The organism is Acetivibrio cellulolyticus CD2 (assembly GCF_000179595.2).
Lineage (GTDB): Bacteria > Bacillota > Clostridia > Acetivibrionales > Acetivibrionaceae > Acetivibrio > Acetivibrio cellulolyticus.
Genome location: NZ_JH556653.1, coordinates 654,645 through 671,521 on the forward strand (window position 1 = coordinate 654,645; position 16,877 = coordinate 671,521).

General features: G+C 36.1%; 17 protein-coding genes. 5 read left to right on the forward strand and 12 right to left on the reverse strand.

Annotated elements, in window-relative coordinates; all coding sequences use genetic code 11:
• Positions 1 to 31: 31 nt before the first annotated feature.
• Positions 32 to 1,399 (reverse strand): 4Fe-4S binding protein, encoded by a 1,368-nt coding sequence (locus tag ACECE_RS0205205; protein ID WP_010245042.1) that lies wholly within the window; start codon positions 1,397 to 1,399, stop codon positions 32 to 34.
• A 125-nt stretch (positions 1,400 to 1,524) separates the two neighbouring features.
• Positions 1,525 to 1,998, reverse strand: a complete 474-nt coding sequence (locus ACECE_RS0205210; RefSeq protein WP_010245044.1) for a DUF2680 domain-containing protein — start codon at positions 1,996 to 1,998, stop codon at positions 1,525 to 1,527.
• A 199-nt stretch (positions 1,999 to 2,197) separates the two neighbouring features.
• Here ACECE_RS0205210 and ACECE_RS0205215 point away from each other — a divergent pair, with 199 nt between their 5' ends.
• Both ACECE_RS0205215 and ACECE_RS0205220 read left to right on the forward strand, forming a co-directional pair.
• Positions 2,198 to 2,932: a response regulator transcription factor gene (locus ACECE_RS0205215; RefSeq protein WP_026073704.1), complete on the forward strand. Its 735-nt coding sequence runs from the start codon at positions 2,198 to 2,200 to the stop codon at positions 2,930 to 2,932.
• Positions 2,925 to 4,391 (forward strand): sensor histidine kinase, encoded by a 1,467-nt coding sequence (locus tag ACECE_RS0205220; protein WP_010245048.1) that lies wholly within the window; start codon positions 2,925 to 2,927, stop codon positions 4,389 to 4,391. The genes ACECE_RS0205215 and ACECE_RS0205220 overlap by 8 nt, the downstream gene beginning before the upstream one ends.
• A 52-nt stretch (positions 4,392 to 4,443) precedes the next feature.
• On the opposite strand, the gene ACECE_RS0205225 is transcribed toward ACECE_RS0205220, so the two are convergent.
• The 4 genes from ACECE_RS0205225 to ACECE_RS0205240 all read right to left on the reverse strand — a co-directional run bounded on the left by ACECE_RS0205225 (position 4,444) and on the right by ACECE_RS0205240 (position 6,841).
• Positions 4,444 to 4,674 carry a glutaredoxin family protein gene (locus tag ACECE_RS0205225; RefSeq protein WP_010245050.1) on the reverse strand — a complete coding sequence of 77 codons (231 nt, stop codon included), beginning with the start codon at positions 4,672 to 4,674 and terminating at the stop codon, positions 4,444 to 4,446.
• A 155-nt stretch (positions 4,675 to 4,829) separates the two neighbouring features.
• The gene (locus ACECE_RS0205230; RefSeq protein ID WP_010245051.1) at positions 4,830 to 5,369 is read right to left on the reverse strand and encodes an RNA 2'-phosphotransferase; all 540 of its coding nucleotides are present in this window, start codon (positions 5,367 to 5,369) and stop codon (positions 4,830 to 4,832) included.
• A 109-nt stretch (positions 5,370 to 5,478) separates the two neighbouring features.
• Positions 5,479 to 6,339, reverse strand: a complete 861-nt coding sequence (locus tag ACECE_RS0205235) for a TIGR02452 family protein (RefSeq protein ID WP_010245052.1) — start codon at positions 6,337 to 6,339, stop codon at positions 5,479 to 5,481.
• A gap of 22 nt (positions 6,340 to 6,361) precedes the next feature.
• Entirely contained in the window at positions 6,362 to 6,841 is a 480-nt protein-coding gene (locus tag ACECE_RS0205240) for an NADAR family protein (protein ID WP_010245054.1), read from the reverse strand.
• 626 nt (positions 6,842 to 7,467) lie between these two features.
• On the opposite strand from ACECE_RS0205240, the gene ACECE_RS0205250 reads away from it, so the two are divergent.
• The 3 genes from ACECE_RS0205250 (at position 7,468) to ACECE_RS0205260 (ending at position 9,307) form a co-directional block, all read left to right on the forward strand.
• Positions 7,468 to 7,761 carry a hypothetical protein gene (locus ACECE_RS0205250; protein WP_162862484.1) on the forward strand — a complete coding sequence of 98 codons (294 nt, stop codon included), beginning with the start codon at positions 7,468 to 7,470 and terminating at the stop codon, positions 7,759 to 7,761.
• An 83-nt stretch (positions 7,762 to 7,844) separates the two neighbouring features.
• Positions 7,845 to 8,411 carry a cytochrome b5 domain-containing protein gene (locus ACECE_RS31635; RefSeq protein ID WP_010245059.1) on the forward strand — a complete coding sequence of 189 codons (567 nt, stop codon included), beginning with the start codon at positions 7,845 to 7,847 and terminating at the stop codon, positions 8,409 to 8,411.
• Positions 8,408 to 9,307, forward strand: coding sequence for a hydrogenase small subunit (locus ACECE_RS0205260; RefSeq protein ID WP_010245061.1), 900 nt, complete (start codon positions 8,408 to 8,410; stop codon positions 9,305 to 9,307). The genes ACECE_RS31635 and ACECE_RS0205260 overlap by 4 nt, the downstream gene beginning before the upstream one ends.
• A 22-nt stretch (positions 9,308 to 9,329) precedes the next feature.
• Here ACECE_RS0205260 and ACECE_RS0205265 read toward each other — a convergent pair whose 3' ends face one another.
• From ACECE_RS0205265 to ACECE_RS29070, 6 genes are all read right to left on the reverse strand, one after another.
• On the reverse strand, positions 9,330 to 9,980 hold the full coding sequence (locus ACECE_RS0205265) for an HAD family hydrolase (protein ID WP_010245064.1): 651 nt from the start codon (positions 9,978 to 9,980) through the stop codon (positions 9,330 to 9,332).
• 2 nt (positions 9,981 to 9,982) lie between these two features.
• On the reverse strand, positions 9,983 to 10,510 hold the full coding sequence (gene dcd / locus ACECE_RS0205270) for a dCTP deaminase (RefSeq protein WP_010245066.1): 528 nt from the start codon (positions 10,508 to 10,510) through the stop codon (positions 9,983 to 9,985).
• A 162-nt stretch (positions 10,511 to 10,672) separates the two neighbouring features.
• Entirely contained in the window at positions 10,673 to 11,065 is a 393-nt protein-coding gene (locus tag ACECE_RS0205275) for a response regulator (RefSeq protein WP_010245068.1), read from the reverse strand.
• A 69-nt stretch (positions 11,066 to 11,134) separates the two neighbouring features.
• Positions 11,135 to 13,603, reverse strand: a complete 2,469-nt coding sequence (locus ACECE_RS29065; RefSeq protein ID WP_010245071.1) for a PAS domain-containing hybrid sensor histidine kinase/response regulator — start codon at positions 13,601 to 13,603, stop codon at positions 11,135 to 11,137.
• Between the two features lie 20 nt (positions 13,604 to 13,623).
• The gene (locus ACECE_RS0205285; protein WP_010245073.1) at positions 13,624 to 13,821 is read right to left on the reverse strand and encodes a PAS domain-containing protein; all 198 of its coding nucleotides are present in this window, start codon (positions 13,819 to 13,821) and stop codon (positions 13,624 to 13,626) included.
• 216 nt (positions 13,822 to 14,037) lie between these two features.
• Positions 14,038 to 16,845, reverse strand: a complete 2,808-nt coding sequence (locus ACECE_RS29070) for a methyl-accepting chemotaxis protein (protein WP_010245075.1) — start codon at positions 16,843 to 16,845, stop codon at positions 14,038 to 14,040.
• Positions 16,846 to 16,877: the final 32 nt, after the last annotated feature.

The following is a 16,877-nucleotide window of genomic DNA, read 5'->3' on the forward strand; positions in this document are numbered from 1 at the left end:
CATCAGCCCCTAGTTTATTAAACTTTTATGCTTACCTTAGCGATTCTTTTACTTTTTCAAACTCATATCCCGGCGAAACAGTTGATATGCCTTTCATTTGAGTTTGGGCCGGTACATCTTCAGGAATTTTAAACAACTTGTAGAATTCTCCAATCTCCATATTTAAAGATTGAGCTGCCTCCCTGATAGTCATAGAGCCTTTTATACCACTAATATCAACCTTGTTTGAATCATTTTCTGCTTTGGATGTTTCTGGTTCTTTTACCGAAATATCTGTCCCACCAGCTTTTTCTTTAGCAGCATCAAAATCATAACTTGGAACCTCTTTTGAGATTTCTTTTAATTTGGTCCCCTTTGATACACTTTCCGGTATGCCAAGTTTATCATACACTTCTTCAATAGACATGCCTGTTGCCATTGCTGCCTCCTCTATAGAATAATATCCTTTGACTTCCGAAATCGATATAGTTTGTCCTTCTTTCAAAGCTGAAGGCAATATTTCAAAATTCCCAGTCACTTGGGCAACCAATATTGTTCCAAAGAATAAACCAACAACTATAATTATCATTACAAAAGGATGAATAGTCTTTTTTGCAGTCTTAATCTCAAGTGCTCCATTTTTCGGGCAGGCCAAAACACATTCATTACAGTTTATGCATTCTGCACTAGTAACTTTAGCTGCTTTCTCCACATCAATATTCATAGGACAAGCTTTGTTACATGCCTTGCAATGAATACAAACGTTATTATTTCGTTCAACTTTTGTAGGGCTTATTTTACCAATAATTCCATAGAACGCCCCAACAGGGCACAGGTATTTACAAAAGAACCTGTCATAGAGTAATGATGCTATCAATGTAATTGCCAAAAGTATAAACCCAACTATGGCGGCTGGATCTTCCTCAATAGTATCTGCAACTGCTGACAGATGAGCATATGCTGAATATGGATCATATGCTGACATCCATAGAGAACCCAGGTACCATGCCATTCCTACAGTAAGAAGCAAAATAAGGTACTTTAAATATCTTAATGGTCTATCAATTTTCGGTGATATTACAAATCTTCTTTTAAATATCTTTTGTCCTATTCTTGCAAACACCTCTTGCAGCGCTCCAAAAGGACAAAGCAATCCACAAAAACTTCTTCTGAACAGAACTGCAATGGCTATTGTTAGAACCAGTAAAACTACTGTACCTGAGTATATTTTTTTAATAAAGCTACCCATAAAAAGCAAAGTAAACAGGCTTTCAAGTGCACCAAAAGGACATAGCGCATGTATAGACGGAGCTTTACCTCCCCCTAGAACCTGATGCATATAGGACTCATAAGTAACCCATACAAGCAATCCCACTATCACAAAAAGCCTTAACCATTTTGTGACTTTATTCCAATTCATATAAGACACCCCTCTACCTAAAGTTTTGCAACCTCCCCTATACAACCGTATAATTATCAGAGGGTAGCTTTCGCGAGCCCTCCGATAACTATACACCTTGTAGAGGGGTTCTCTACCTGTTAGTATTATTTATTATTTCCCATACCGCAACCTGCTCCACCACAACTGCCATTCCTCATTCCTGCTCCACAGCCCATTCCTCTGCCCATTCCTTTTCCTTGCCCAAAACCTGCTCCATACTTTTTGCCAATTCCAGCATTACCAGTACCATCACAAGTTGCTTGGTTTGTTTTAATTTGATTATAGATTTCGTCCGCTTGCTGCTGTGTAAGAGTACCATCTTTTACCCTTTGGTCAAGCACCGCTTTTTTCTGTTCGAGTATTTGTGCCTTGAATTCATCAAGTTTTCCAGCTTCCTTAGCTATTGTTCCGTAAGTTTTACCTTCAGCACGCTCATTAGCTACATCTGCAACACTTTTGCCTGTCAACGCTGCTGTAATATCTGCCGGTGTTTTTATATCGGCTGCATAAGCTACTCCTGCTACCCCTATTGCACCTATAGCAACAACTAATACAATAAGCTTTTTCATATTTTTCAACCTTCAACACTCCTTTTTATTTGGTTTTAATAAATTTAATTTATGTTTTCATTCTAAAAAATAAATGTGGCAAAAGTTTGACAAAAGTTCGAAACAAATTTGACATTTAGTTTTCTTAATACGCCATAATTTTGTAACAAATAATTACTATTAAAATGGTATAATCTAAGAAAAGGAATAAAAGATTGGAGGGTTCATTATAAACAAGCATATTTTGATAGCAGACGATAATGATGGAATTGTTGATATATTGAAGACCTATGTGTCTAAGGAAGGGTTTACCCCAATTATTGCTTACGATGGCGAAAGCGCTGTTAATATGTTTAATGAGTACTCCCCGCTCTTAATTCTGTTGGATGTCATGATGCCAAAAAAAGATGGCTTTGAGGTTTGCCAAGAAATACGTAAAACATCCAACGTTCCTATTATCATGGTTACCGCAAAGGGTGAAGACGCAGACCGTATAATGGGACTGGACATTGGAGCTGACGACTATATCGTAAAACCCTTCAGCCCCGGAGAGGTTATGGCACGGATACGTGCTGTATTAAGGCGTATTGATATTTCGGAGGAGGATAAGAAGGATATAATCCGTTTTCCTGGACTTGAGATCAATATTTCCGATTATGAGGTAAAAATTAATGGGCAAGAGGTCAACCTTACCAAGAAAGAAATAGAAATATTCTGGCTTTTAGCCTCGAACCCTGGTAAGGTTTTCTCGCGAGATAATCTTTTAAACAGTGTTTGGGGATATGAGTATTTTGGTGACGCCCGTACTGTTGATACACATATAAAAAGACTCAGGGCAAAAGTCGATATACCAGGTAGCATGGCAAGCAGTGAATCAAAATCAACCAACCAGCCTGAGTCCTTTATTTGGGATATAAAAACCATATGGGGAGTAGGATATAAATTTGAGGTGAAAAATGTTTAAAAAGAGGATTGCTTTTAAACTAACCCTGGGCTTCGTTGTAATTGTACTAATTTCAATGCTCACTATTGGCTTGGTTTTTATCAATATATTTCGTCAATATGCCTTTGACAGTCGTCAGAAAATCATGCTTGAAAGAGCACATAACATATCCGAGGTTCTTTCAGAGAATTTGCAAAGCAATGGACAAATGCGAGGATTTGGCGGATTTATGCGTTTCCTTGATACAATGGCTGAAGCAAAAGTATGGATTATTGACAGACAAGGCAATCCTGTTGCCCTAAGCGGAATGGGTATGGGCACAGGTATGGCGCACACTTTGTCTCCGGGACCGCTGCCTGAAGCCGCAGAGAATGTCATTCAGGATGTCCTTTCAGGAAAGGAATCAGTAAGTGAAAGCTTCAGTAATGTGTACAATGAAGCCACCTTGACAATAGGAGTTCCAATTTTGGATTCTGATAAAAATGTAATTGGCTCCGTCCTTCTACATGCTCCCATAACAGGAATAACAGGCGCTCTAAACAAGACAATCAGTATATTATCCGTTAGCCTTTTAATTGCTCTTCTTATTGCAGTAGGGCTAGGTATTTTCTACTCAATTATTTTCACACGCCCTTTAAAAACAATGAATCGCACGGCATTGGAAATGGCTCGCGGAAATTATAATGCACGAACAGGCATTAATCGCCAGGATGAAATAGGACAGCTTGGAGACTCACTTGATTTGTTGGCATCTGAACTTTCTGAGGCCACTGAAGAAATTAACAAACTGGAACAGGTAAGAAGAGATTTTGTTGCAAATGTATCCCATGAATTCAGGACACCCCTCACTGTTATCAGAGGCTCCCTTGAAGCACTTTCCGATGGTACAATCGAAGATACGGAAGATATTAAACGTTTCTATCAGAGAATGCTTTCTGAAACCAGAGGCCTGGAAAGACTTGTAAGCGACCTTTTAGAACTCTCGCGTCTTCAGTCAGGTAAAATTACAATCCATAAGGAACATGTCCACATCCCAAGCCTTCTTTCTGACATTATAAAGAGTATGCAAACAATAGCAGATAAGAAAGAAATACAAATCGATTTTATTACAGACGATAATGTACCACCTGTTCTAGGAGATTATGACAGACTTAGACAACTTTTTGTAATTTTTATAGATAACGCCATAAAATATTCTCCCGATAAAACAATTGTAACTGTAACTACACATGTTAAAGACTCACTAGAAATATTAATTCAGGATCAGGGATATGGTATAGCCGTGGAAGAGCTTCCCTATGTTTGGGACCGTTTCTATAAAACTGACAAGTCAAGAAAAAGTAGTGGTACAGGTCTTGGACTTGCCATTGCAAAGCATCTTATAAAACTTAATGGAGGAAGTGTAGAATTAAAAAGTGCGGCTGGCAAAGGTACTACTATAGAAATACAGCTTCCGGTACAAAACGTTGATGAGCAATAGTTTAAAAAAATAAAGTGAATGCTTCATGCATCCACTTTATAACCTCTCTTTATTATACGCTGATTAGCCGATCAATTTCAGACTGATCAAAGCCTACAATTATATTGCCATTAATGTCAATTACGGGAACACCTCTTTGACCTGATTTATTCACCATTTCCATCGCGGCTTCCCTATCTCTTGAAACATCAACATCTTCAAAAGGAACATTTTTTGATGTTAAATATTTCTTTGCCACCGTACACCAAGGACATGTTGGAGTAGAATATACTTTTATTGTCATAAAGACTACCTCCTTCAGATAGTATGATTTATTGTTTAATATATACCCCTTACAGGTATACTTAAACAAAATAATTTAAATCTTACAGGCAAACTCTTATTGGTTAATTTACATAGCTGCTTTTATTATTTACTATTAATAAGAATTTATCTTTACTATCCAATTTCTATATATTGGGAGTCTATAAAATCGGCAAGCCACACTTTTTCGTTCCCCTTATAAAACTTAATTCCTTCATTCCATGCATCCCTTGAATTTATAATAAGTAAAGCTGGATGGTCATCTCTCCTTTTGCCAACTTGTAGCGCCATATCTGAGTCAACAGCCAGATGAACATATTGCCTTCCTTTAGGAATCAAACCCTTTTCCTTAATCATTGATAAGAATCGTTTTGCAGTTCCATGGTATAGTATCTCAGGCGGCTGCATCGGTTCCTTTATTATTTTCTGTGGAACTGAATGCCCGTACAAGGCTCTTATTCTTTTGTCGTCTACTTCAAATCTCTTCTTATCACAGTTTTCTACCACGTAAATAATATCTTTGATTTCTAGCTCAGACCATTTCTTTTCCTCATGAAACGAGTATAGTAAATGCTCAATATTTACCCATCCATGTTCATCAATCTCCAGTTCATATTCCCATGGTGCATGCCTTAATGCATAAGACATCGCCTTACTTAACCTTATATAATCCATTTGCCATCAACCTTCCTCATAAAAACATCATTTTCATCCAATATGTTCAAGCAGCTTATCTACTAAAGGATATACCTTTTCCCTACCTCTAAGCTCACAATATTTAACTTCAAAGCAACGCCCGCTCAAATTCTCTTATTTTTGCTTTATCAACAGAGCTATCATATATTGCAAACGTAATTCTATCAAAAAGCAGTTTATATCCATCTTCGTGCAGTACTTTTCTAAAGTATTCTGCAACATCCTCCGTTTTGTTCTTAAAAACCCCACAGCCATATGCACCTAAAACTATAGCTCTATTGTTATTCAAGGCAGCAATTAACAAAATCTTTTTAATTCTGCTAATCATTACGCTATGAATTTTTTCTATGTTTCCTTTTTCGCGTTCCCGTACAACTCCCGCATTTACCGCAGGAGCTGTGATAAATGATATAAGGAATGCCTCCTTAAGCAATCTGTTATTGTCATCCCTGAAGACCGGCACTTTAGGTGAGTAAATCATGTAATCGGAATAAAGGCAAGTCTTAATACCCCTATTATAGTCATACATTTCTTTCATTTGAGAAATACAAGGGTACAGACCTGATGATCTTGCAAGACTTTCTTCCTGAGCTTGACTACCACTTAAAAAACCACCGCCTGGGTTTTTAGCAGATGCAAAATTTAAACAGACAGCTTTATCAAACCCTTCATCAACAACAAGTCTTCTTGCTGCACTTATTGTTGTCTCGTCAGTTATCTCAACTATAGGTTTTTTAGATTCTTTTTCATTTCTGATTTTTTCAATTTCATTTTCGATATTTTCAAAACTATCGGGCTTGTACAGTATAGTATTGTCTATCGCAATTTTCAGGTCTTCTTTTATATCTACTGTTGTCCCTTGATGATTTGTATATAAACCTGCTTCTAATATCTTTAATGTTTCAAGAGCAACTTTTACCCTGATATCTCTATTTTGTGAATTATTCATAGTTAATACCTCCAACGAACCACTAGTTCTCATTTTTGAGAAGATCGTCCCTTAGCTGTGTTAGCACTTCACCCAACCAGTTCTTTCCTCTCCAAGTCTTTCTGTCTTGAATTCTTGGGTCATCTTCAGAAAGACCTACACCCCAAATACTATCCACTGGACTAGCTTCCACAATAGTCCCTTTTGTTTCAAGGAGTTTTTGCTTAAGTTCAGGATTTTGTGTAAACTTAGCATAGTTGCCGTCATATACAATCTTTTTGCAGTTACTTTCCCACACTTCTTGATTAAAGTGTTTTACCTTACGGCCAAGAGACTTATGCTGTGAAGGCATTTTAGCTTCAAGAATTTTTTGTGATATCTCCTCATCTTTAAATAGTACAGCTTTCATATACATCATGTATTGTTCAGCACAATTAAATTCTATTCCGTTAATAATAAATTTTGCTATGTACCATTGTGAAAAAGGTGAATGCGATCGCCAGAAAAAAGTAAATTTCTCCATTTAATATCCCTCACTTTCTTACTATAGCTTTATCGAGCTATAGTTAAACCTGATAACTATTTATTAACACATTGTTCTTAACTCGTTGTTAATATCATTATATTAGTATTCTATTTCCATGTCAACATTAATTAATTATTAAATAAAGTATTACGAAAACAAAAAAGCCCATACATTGGGCTAAAATAATACAGATACCTTTTGAATTGTTTTCTGAAGCAAACTTGTATATCCCTTCCAAAAATAAAAGCTCTAATAAGGATTTTTTGAATATAGGTAAGAATAAATTAGTAATAGCATTGCAATGATAATCAAGAAAATTATAGATGCAACTAACAATGTTTTGTTTTTCTTTACTATTCCATAGATTATACCTGCAATTGCGGCTGTAACAAGAATAAAAACCAGAGCCATCACTTATCACTCCTATCTAAAATGTATCTTTTCCATTTTCATTCAACACTTTTACTTATTTATTATCATACTATATAACATAACCATAAAGGAAGGGTTTTAACATGATAAACAACTTTTTAGCTTCCCCTCAATTTGCTCCCGGCGAAAACGCTATATCAATAGTTAGCCACCCCCCTGAAATTCACCCAGGTACACCTGTTAATATAGTTATGCCATGGTATGGGAACCTATGTGCTGTTCAATTACCGAACGGTGAAATTCATCGTTGGTTTGCTTGGTTCGAATTAAGACCCCAGAACCCTTATTCAGGAACTCCTCTCGCCCCAGGTAGTTATGCTACAGTAATAGAATCGGCGGGACATGGCAAACCACCTCATGTTCCAATTGGAACTATGGTACGAATCGTTAAATGTATCCCGAATACTATTTTTTACGATTCAATACTAAGCATTGGCGAATACCATAGATGGTTAGCTGAATTTGAACTGGCAAAACCGCTATAAAAAGCACCCCTCCCAACATATAAACAATAATTTATTTCCGAATATCATCGACTGTTGATGAATATGATTAAGGAGGAAAACGCATGCCTTATAACGAGCGGCTTCAAGAACAAATAAGGACAATAATCCATGAAGTCAATTACTATACAAACCTTTTATATGTCCTATCCTGCACATATACACGCAACATGATTCTAAACCTGATAAGAGACAGGTTAGCAACGATTAATTTTTTACTTGAACTTTCAGGCAGTGAAACAGGTACTACCGCCAACTTACCTGTAATTCCCAAAGGTAGTATTTCCAGCACAATCCCAAGCAGCAGTACAAAAAGCGGCATTGAAAAAATAATACAGGGCATTGCTCCAAGTGAGCTTCAAAACTTGAACAGTCCAACTTCGCAGAATAGTGAAGGAAGCCAAGTAACCTTTACCGTACAGGAATTATCAAAGTACAACGGAAAAAATGGGAATCCAGCTTATGTAGCAGTAAACGGTATAGTTTATGATGTTACAAATAATGCCGCATGGGCTGCCGCAACTCACTTCGGGCTTGTAGCAGGAAGAGATTTAACTGGAGAATTTGCCTCCTGCCACGCAGGCCAGAATATATTATCAAAATTAAAAACAGTAGGACGGTTGATACAATGACTGATAACCAAAATCTTTGTCCAGAATACGAAAGCAGGCACGGCACTTCAAATACGCTTTTGGATGAGGTCAGTGAAAAAATATCTGATCGCACATTAAAAAAGAGAAATTTAATATGGCTTGAGCTTACCGGGTGCTCTGGCAACATTATATCGCTGCTGGATGGCTACCACCCTGAATTTGAATATTTAATCACCAATATGGTAAACCTCCTTTACAACAACAGTCTCATGTCGGACTGGGGAGAAAGTGCCATAGCAAAGCTTATGAGTGCTGTAGGTACAGACTTTATTCTAGCTGTTGAAGGTGCTGTTGCGACGAAAAACAATGGGCTTTACAACATCATTGGAAGGTGGCAGGGAAAACCTTTCACAGCCTTGGATGCTATAAGGCTTTTAGGAGAAAAAGCCTCCCATGTGATTGCCGTCGGTGCATGCGCCACCCATGGAGGCGTTTCTGCAGCAACTCCTAATCCTTCGGAAAGCGTAAGTGTACAGTCCTTATTAAAACGTAAAGTTATCAAACTTCCAGGCTGTCCCTGCCATCCAGACTGGTTTTTAGGCACACTGGCACATATAATTCTTTATGGCGAGCCGGAACTGGATAACCTTGATAGACCCTTGCTATTCTATAGTACCCGCATCCATGACAGATGCCCTAGAAGGTCATATTTTGATCAGGGTATATTTGCCACAAAACTTGGCGAACAGACCTGTATGTTCAAATTAGGCTGCCGTGGACCAGTGACAAGGTCAGACTGCCCTATAAGGCAGTGGAATAAATATGTAAACTGGCCTATCAAGGATGACACTCCATGTATAGGCTGCTCACAATTTGGTTTTCCAGATAGAATGGAACCTTTTATTAGTTATAATACTACAAGAGAAGATGAATAAATGTCTCACAAAACCTGACTCTTTAACTCCCTGTTATTAAATACTGCTTTACTTCCAACAAAGATTCAATAACCGGCACACCAAGGCATGATACTCTTTCTTTGCTTTGATGCCCGCTGGTTAACAATATACAATCACAACCTATCTCACAGGCTGTTTCATAATCGTGCAATGTATCACCTACAAGCAAAACTTCTTTTTTATCAAATCCTGATTCCTCAAGCCACATTTTTCCGGTATCCACCTTGCTTGTAGCATGGCAATGATCAAGCCCAAGCAGCCTATCAAAATAATCAATAATCTCAAAATGCCTTACCTGTGCCTCTAGATTTCCTATCTGTGAAGCAGACAATATTACCTGGTTAATGCCTTCATTTCGAATATACTCCAATACAGGTATACAATTTTCGTTTAGTCTCGCTGATAAGCTCTCTTTTTGATATTCTGTAATAAATTCCATGGATATTTTCTCAAATGGCTCTATTACAAAATCAAATCCAAGCTTATTGTAATAGTGTTTTACCGGGAAGCCAAATATTTCTTTATACCTTTTGGTATCTAACAATGGCAAATTGCGATTACGTAGTATTCTATTCATTACATTTACGCAGACGTCCAAATCATCAAACAATGTACCATTCCAGTCCCAAATGATACAGTTATATCTATCCAAGATTAATCACCCTTTTCAAAGTCCTTGTAAAGCAAACTTGGCTGTATTCCAGTATTGTTCTGGTACTTTCCGCTGCAGTATTTTTCATATTCGCCCTCAATAGAATGATAATATATCTGGCAAATCTCAACTCCTGGATATATCTTTATTGGATGAACGCATTGAATCTCCAGCGTCCAGTATCCACTGAAGCCAACATCACCAAACCCAGCAGTTACATGAATATATAGCCCTAGTCTGCCAATGGAAGATCGTCCTTCCAGCATTGGAACATAATTTTCGGTCTTTGTGTATTCAAGCGTCCTTCCCAAGTATAATCTACCAGGTTCAAGTACAAGTCCTTCTTCTGGAATAATAATGCTTCTAGTCTTATTAGGCTTTTTCATATCCAGAATATTATCCTCATATACTAATAACTCATTATGCAAACGCAGGTTATAGCTGTTAGGATTAACGTATTTCTCCTCAAAAGGTTCAATTATTATCTCATTGCCAATCCGATTTTTTATTTCAAGACCTGAAAGTATCATTCAAATAACCCCCATAATAAAAATGGCACACAGAAAAGCTATCCATGTACCATCCATTATACATTAACAATCTTATTATATCTACCGTAGGTACTGTTAAAAAATTAGCTTAAATAATAGGGAGCAGCAATCTACCACCCCTACTATTATCTGATAGTAGTTCTAAATAAGATTCAAGCTTTTCATAACCTCTATAAATTTTTGTGTATTTATAGGCTTAACTGCAAATGCTTCGCAATCATTATTATAAGTCTGCATAATTGTTCCAGTATCATTTAAAGCTGTAGTCATAATTATCTTACACTTTTTCGCTTCCTCAATACCCTCTCTTTTTTCTATATACCTTATAGCTTTCAGTGTCTTAATACCATCGAGCTTTGGCATCATAACATCAAGGCAAACCAAATCATATGGTTCACCATCTTTTATTGCCATCAAAAAAGTATCTAGAGCTTCCATTCCATCTACACAAATATCACATTCACCATAGCTTGACAAAAATTTGAATAAAAATTTCCCACTGACATTATCATCTTCAACAATTAAAATTCTCATATAAATCATCTCCTTTGTACACAGTTTTTTATTAAAGAGATCGAACTGCAAAAGTTCATTGCCAATAACTCACAATTCTAAAATACATTTTTCAATTTTTTCTATATAATTTCCTATTCCCGGAATTTTTTCCTTCCTTGCACTCAATTCAATTCTTAAGGCATTCTCATATATCTGCTCTACATCAAACCTTTGAATATATTCCTTAATTGAATGTGAGTAATTTTCTAGCAAGCTGGTATTTTCATCATTTAATGCCTGCTTCATTTTGAAAACTAAACCCTCTAGAAAACTTTTATCAATATTTTCTTTTGGTTCTACAAACTTTTTAGAATTTTCAAGTAAGTTTTCAAGTTCCTTATCATCCTTACCTTTTATGATTTGCTCAATTGTATTAAAAAGTTCAGAAATGATTACAGGCTTTGAAATATATGCATCCATACCAAAAGCCAAAAACTTCTCTTTGTCACCTTGTAAAGCATGGGCTGTCAATGCTACAATCGGTAATCTAAAATTATGTTCCTCCGAAGTTAATTCTTCCTTGCTAATATAATTATTCTTTTTTAACTCACTCTCCCTGATATATTTGGTCGCTGTAACCCCATCCATCTCAGGCATCTGTATGTCCATTAAAACCAAATCAAAATTCTTCTCTGAAACACAGTTTATTGCTTCAAAACCATTATTGGCAATCTTAACCCTATGCCCAAAACCACGAAGCATCCCTTCAATAACTGTCTGGTTTATTTTGTCATCATCAACTACCAAAATATCCAGTTCTTTAGATGCTTTATAATTACTGATACCTTTAAATTGATTTACACTCTGTACTATACCGCGTTCAAGTTTTATTGTAAAAGAAAATGTGCTACCTATACCTTTTTCACTTTTAATCCATATACTTCCGCCCATCTTCTCTATAAGCCTTTTCGAAATTGCTAACCCTAATCCTGTTCCGTTGTATTTCCTTGTATAAGAGTTATCCACCTGGGAAAAGCTTTTAAAGAGTTTTTCCATATCCTCATCAGCAATTCCAACACCCGTATCTGAAACCTCAAAAAGTATAAATTCATCATTATCGATTGTGTTTATATCCACCTTTAAATTTATACTGCCAGCTTCAGTGAACTTCAAAGCATTACTGAGTAAGTTGTTTAAAACCTGCTTTATTCTGAGTTGGTCTCCAATTATATATTCAGGTAGGTCAGAGCTTATTGAATAGTCGACCATTACATTATGTTCCTTAGCTTTGATTTTATATGGTTTTACCGTTTGCTCCAATAAATCTTCCAATCTGAAACTTGAGTTCACAAGTTCCAGTTTCCCGGCCTCAATTTTAGAAAAATCAAGTATTTCGTTTATTAACTTTAGGAGAGAATCAACGCATGATTTTGCTGTCTCAAGATTATCTCTTTGTTCATTATTCAAGTCACTCATAAGTGTTAAGTCAATCATTCCCACCATTCCATTTAAGGGTGTTCTTATTTCATGACTCATATTGGCTAGAAACTGGCTTTTTGCTTTGTTAGCAGCCTCAGCCTCTTCTTTGGATTTATTCAACTCCTCCATCATGCTCTTATGTTCCGATATATCAAAAACCGCACCTATATATCCTGCAAACTCTCCTTTTAAATCATATATGGGATGTCCAATATTCCTTACCCAATGGTAGCTCCCATCATTGTACCTTAATCTAAATTCAACTTGGAGGGCTCCTCTCTTATTGAATGAATCCCAAAAAACATCTTTGCATTTTTTCAAATCATCATGATGTATTCCTTCTGTCCATCCTGCACCAAGCTCCTGCTCAATAGACCTGCCTGTAAATGCCAGCCAGTTGTTGTTGAAATAATCACACTTGGAGCCTACTCCAGTTCGCCAAATAAGAGCCGGAAAATTATCAAAAAGTGAAATATAATAATCACGTGAACGTATAATAGCATCTTCCATAAGCTTTTTCTCTGTAATGTCATCAATGACAAGAAGACAGTCATTTAATCCAACTATATCTGTATTTGTCACATATATTTTAAACCACTTTAAAACAGGTTTGCCATTAAGAAGAATTTCAGCTTCGACTTCAAAGTCTACAAATTCCGTCCTATTCCTAAAAAAATCCGTAAGTGTTTCTGCTGTTAAACATTCAAAACATTTTTCGCTTTTACCACAGCCATTGGCTATGAAGCTGTTTATACATCCAATGCCATCGCCGAATCTTCTGCCTATACATTCATCAATTTCTTTTTCAATAATATTAAGCATTGACTTATTTATATCTCTGATAATAAGTTTTTCGTCTACTACAAGCATTCCCACAGGAGCGGTTTCATAAATTGTTTTAAACTTTTTTTCTTCAAAGCTCAATTTATCCTCAATGCTTCTAAGCCTGGATATGTCCCTGAATACTATTACCATACCACATATTATATTTTCTTCATTTTTTACAGGTGATATTTTTGCCGATATAAAAAATATTGACAAATCTTTCTTTACAAGTACAGTATCTTTAATAAGACCTTTTTCTTCCCCGGATTTCATAATATTATAGCAATAACCATCTAAATAACCTTCAGAAGATATGTTTTTAATACGGAAAACATACTCAATTTTTTTCCAATGCATTCGTCTCTATTCCATCCAGTTAAGTTTTCTGCAGCTTTATTTATAAATAGAATTTTACCCTCATTGTCCGCATATAATAATCCCTCACCAATGTATTCCAATATTTTTTGACTATTATAGCTGTTTACTTCCATCTTATGTCCTCCAAGTTCACGATATTTCAAGTTATTTTTTACATTTATCAGTAACTAAAAGCATACATATTTTTGTCCACAGCGCGCTTTTAAAAATTTAAGCTACAATTCAATAATTTCTAAGGAGCATAGGCAGTTTAAGGCCTATGCCCCTTTATTTCTATTTATTAATCTCTTTAGTTCAGAAAAACTTACCTGCTTTTGTACAACACGGATTTAATACTTGTCAAAATCAATATCGTTTAATGAAATCCTTGATTTAGATGCTTTTCCAACTGTAAATCCGTTACCAGCTTTCTTTAATCCTGCTCCTTTAGGTGCTTTTTTCTCATCCATCATGCATTGCAACGCTTTAAGCACATCAGGGCTCAGGTCATTTATATTTCCAAAGGATTCTGCATTCTTTAACTTGAATTTAGCAACCATTTCTTTTAGAAGATCTGCCTGACCTGAAAGTTCTTCACTTGCTGCAGAACCTTCCTCCGCTGTTGCCGAATTCGTTTGGATCACCTGTGAAACCTGTGATATTCCCTGATTAACCTGTGATATTCCTGTTGCCTGTTCATTTGATGCAGATGCTATATTGCCAACAATATCCGCAGCCTTTGCTACTCCTTCAACTATATTGTTCAATGCATCTGCAGTTTCATTTGCAATCTTGGTACCTTCTTCAACCTTCTTAATAGAACCTTCTATCATAGATGTTGTTTCTTTAGCTGCATTCGCACTTCTTGCTGCTAAGTTTCGTACTTCTTCAGCTACAACTGCAAAACCTTTTCCGTGTTGGCCAGCCCTTGCAGCTTCCACAGCAGCATTTAATGCAAGTATGTTAGTCTGGAATGCAATATCATCAATAACTTTAATTATCTTTGAAATGTTGGAGGATGACAGATTGATCTCCTCCATTGCCTTTAGCATTTCTTTCATTTGATCATTTCCTTGAGCTGCATTGTTTTTTGCTGTTAAGGCAAGCTCATTTGCAAGATTTGCATTTACTGCATTCTTTTTAGTCTGTTCTGCTATTTCATTCATGGAAGCTGTCAATTCTTCTATGGAACTTGCCTGTTCTGTCGACCCCTGTGATAGTGCCTGGCTTGAATCAGAAACCTGCCTTGAACCAGCTGCAACCTGTTCCGCTGCCAAATTCATATCTCCTAGAACTTCATTGAAGGATTTAACAATCATATTTATTGAATTTTTGATTTCAATAAAGTCTCCTAAATAATCAACAGTAATTCCTACACCAAGATTTCCATTGGCCATTTCCGTAAGTATATAAGATATTTCATTTATATAACTTGAAATTGTCTTAATTGTAAAGTTGAGCGCTTCCTTGATTCGAGCGTGGTCACCCTTGTAATTACCGATAACTGCAGTTTGCAAATTACCCTTTGCCATCTCATCTAAAACTGTTGCTGCTTCCATAACCGGTTCAACAATTTTTTCTATAAGTCCATTAAGCCCTTTAATCATAACGGCCCAATCACCCTGGAAGGCTTTGTCATTTCCTCTTTCACTCAATTTTCCTTCTTCAGATGCTTCAATGAGCTTATTAATTTCATTATTTACATCCTTCAAATTCTTTCTTAATGATTCTATATTTTCATTAATAAATGCCTTCTTACCTGGAAATTTTTCAAGCTCTGCCTCAAAGTTACCTTTCGAAAATTCGGCCACACATGCCATTGCTTTTTTCTTAACGGTAATGTGCCCTTTTACCATATCATTTACGCCTTTTGCCATCGCCCTGTATGAACCATTGAATTTTTCTTCTGGTACAACAACATCAATATCGCCCAAATCATGCTGCTTTGCCATGTAATCCATATCAGTGATAAATAAATTCAATGTATCAATTAATTTGTTCAAATTGTTCTTAATTTCATTGAAATCACCATAATAAGTATCTGTTATTTTAGGTGGAATGTCTCCATTACTTACCCTGTCAATATACTCAGCAGTAACATTGATTGGACCTACAAAGGCATCTATTAAATTATTTATTCCTATCACCATTTCCTTCCAACTACCTGAGTAGGAGTTTGCATTACATCTGGTGTCAAGTTTTCCTTCTTGTGTAGCTTTAATAAGGTTGCCTGTATCCGCAATCAATCCTCTAACTGTATCTACTGTTTTATTTAAAGCCGGAGAAATTTCATCCTGTGAATCTTTAGGCTGTATAATCATGCTCACGTCACCATCAGAAATTTTCTTCATTACACCTACAACATTATTCTGCAAATCATCTGCAAATTCATCCATGTCCCTTGCCATCTGTCCGATCTCATCTTTTGTATCCATATTTAGCCGAGTTCCAAGATGACCTTTTCCCATCTCCTGCAGCATATTTGCAGCTTTCTTGATAGGCTTGGTAATAATTCTTGATATAAACACACCTAGAAGGATTGATAGGCATAATGTTACAAAAACGACTAATAGCATTATCAGCATTGTGCTATTGGCTTGATTAGTATTTTTTTCTTCTTGTTGTTTAGCATCCTCAACTTTTAGTTCAACCAATTTTTCTATTGCATCCTGTTCTGCTCTTGAAGCAATTCCTGCACTTCCTGTTTCACCTAGTATTTCATACGCTTCAGCATCCTTATTTTCTTTAGCTAACTTTATTACTTTATCAATCTCAGTTCTGTATGCTTTTCTGGAATCTACAAATTTGTTGAATTCTTCTCTCATTCTGTCTGAAAGTATCAAAGCCTCATATTCAGATGAAAGTTCATCAATTTCTGCTATTCTTTCATTGATTTTGTCAATATTTTGTTGAATATCGCTATCGCTTGATGCAATTATCATATCCCTCGCATTAACACGCATCCTTTGAAATGCAGTTGAAATACCCGATAATTGAGATATTGGAACTGTCATGTTGCTATACAATTTACTGTCCGAATCACTGAGGGATTTAATATTCCAAATTCCAACAACACCTATAACTCCTGTCAACAACGATACAATTATAAATCCCAACAACAACTTCGCTCCGATTTTCATATTATAAAACCACTTCATACTAATAACCTCCTTGTTATCATTATTTAGTC

Excerpts from the sequence above, each read along its gene's own strand:
- ACECE_RS0205205 (WP_010245042.1), bottom strand. The coding sequence starts at position 1,399 with ATGAATTGGAATAAAGTCACAAAATGGTTAAGGCTTTTTGTGATAGTG.
- ACECE_RS0205220 (WP_010245048.1), top strand. The coding sequence starts at position 2,925 with ATGTTTAAAAAGAGGATTGCTTTTAAACTAACCCTGGGCTTCGTTGTA.
- ACECE_RS0205225 (WP_010245050.1), bottom strand. The coding sequence starts at position 4,674 with ATGACAATAAAAGTATATTCTACTCCAACATGTCCTTGGTGTACGGTG.
- ACECE_RS0205230 (WP_010245051.1), bottom strand. The coding sequence starts at position 5,369 with ATGGATTATATAAGGTTAAGTAAGGCGATGTCTTATGCATTAAGGCAT.
- ACECE_RS0205235 (WP_010245052.1), bottom strand. The coding sequence starts at position 6,339 with ATGAATAATTCACAAAATAGAGATATCAGGGTAAAAGTTGCTCTTGAA.
- ACECE_RS0205240 (WP_010245054.1), bottom strand. The coding sequence starts at position 6,841 with ATGGAGAAATTTACTTTTTTCTGGCGATCGCATTCACCTTTTTCACAA.
- ACECE_RS0205250 (WP_162862484.1), top strand. The coding sequence starts at position 7,468 with ATGCCATGGTATGGGAACCTATGTGCTGTTCAATTACCGAACGGTGAA.
- ACECE_RS31635 (WP_010245059.1), top strand. The coding sequence starts at position 7,845 with ATGCCTTATAACGAGCGGCTTCAAGAACAAATAAGGACAATAATCCAT.
- ACECE_RS0205260 (WP_010245061.1), top strand. The coding sequence starts at position 8,408 with ATGACTGATAACCAAAATCTTTGTCCAGAATACGAAAGCAGGCACGGC.
- dcd (WP_010245066.1), bottom strand. The coding sequence starts at position 10,510 with ATGATACTTTCAGGTCTTGAAATAAAAAATCGGATTGGCAATGAGATA.
- ACECE_RS0205275 (WP_010245068.1), bottom strand. The coding sequence starts at position 11,065 with ATGAGAATTTTAATTGTTGAAGATGATAATGTCAGTGGGAAATTTTTA.
- ACECE_RS29065 (WP_010245071.1), bottom strand. The coding sequence starts at position 13,603 with ATGAAATCCGGGGAAGAAAAAGGTCTTATTAAAGATACTGTACTTGTA.
- ACECE_RS0205285 (WP_010245073.1), bottom strand. The coding sequence starts at position 13,821 with ATGGAAGTAAACAGCTATAATAGTCAAAAAATATTGGAATACATTGGT.
- ACECE_RS29070 (WP_010245075.1), bottom strand. The coding sequence starts at position 16,845 with ATGAAGTGGTTTTATAATATGAAAATCGGAGCGAAGTTGTTGTTGGGA.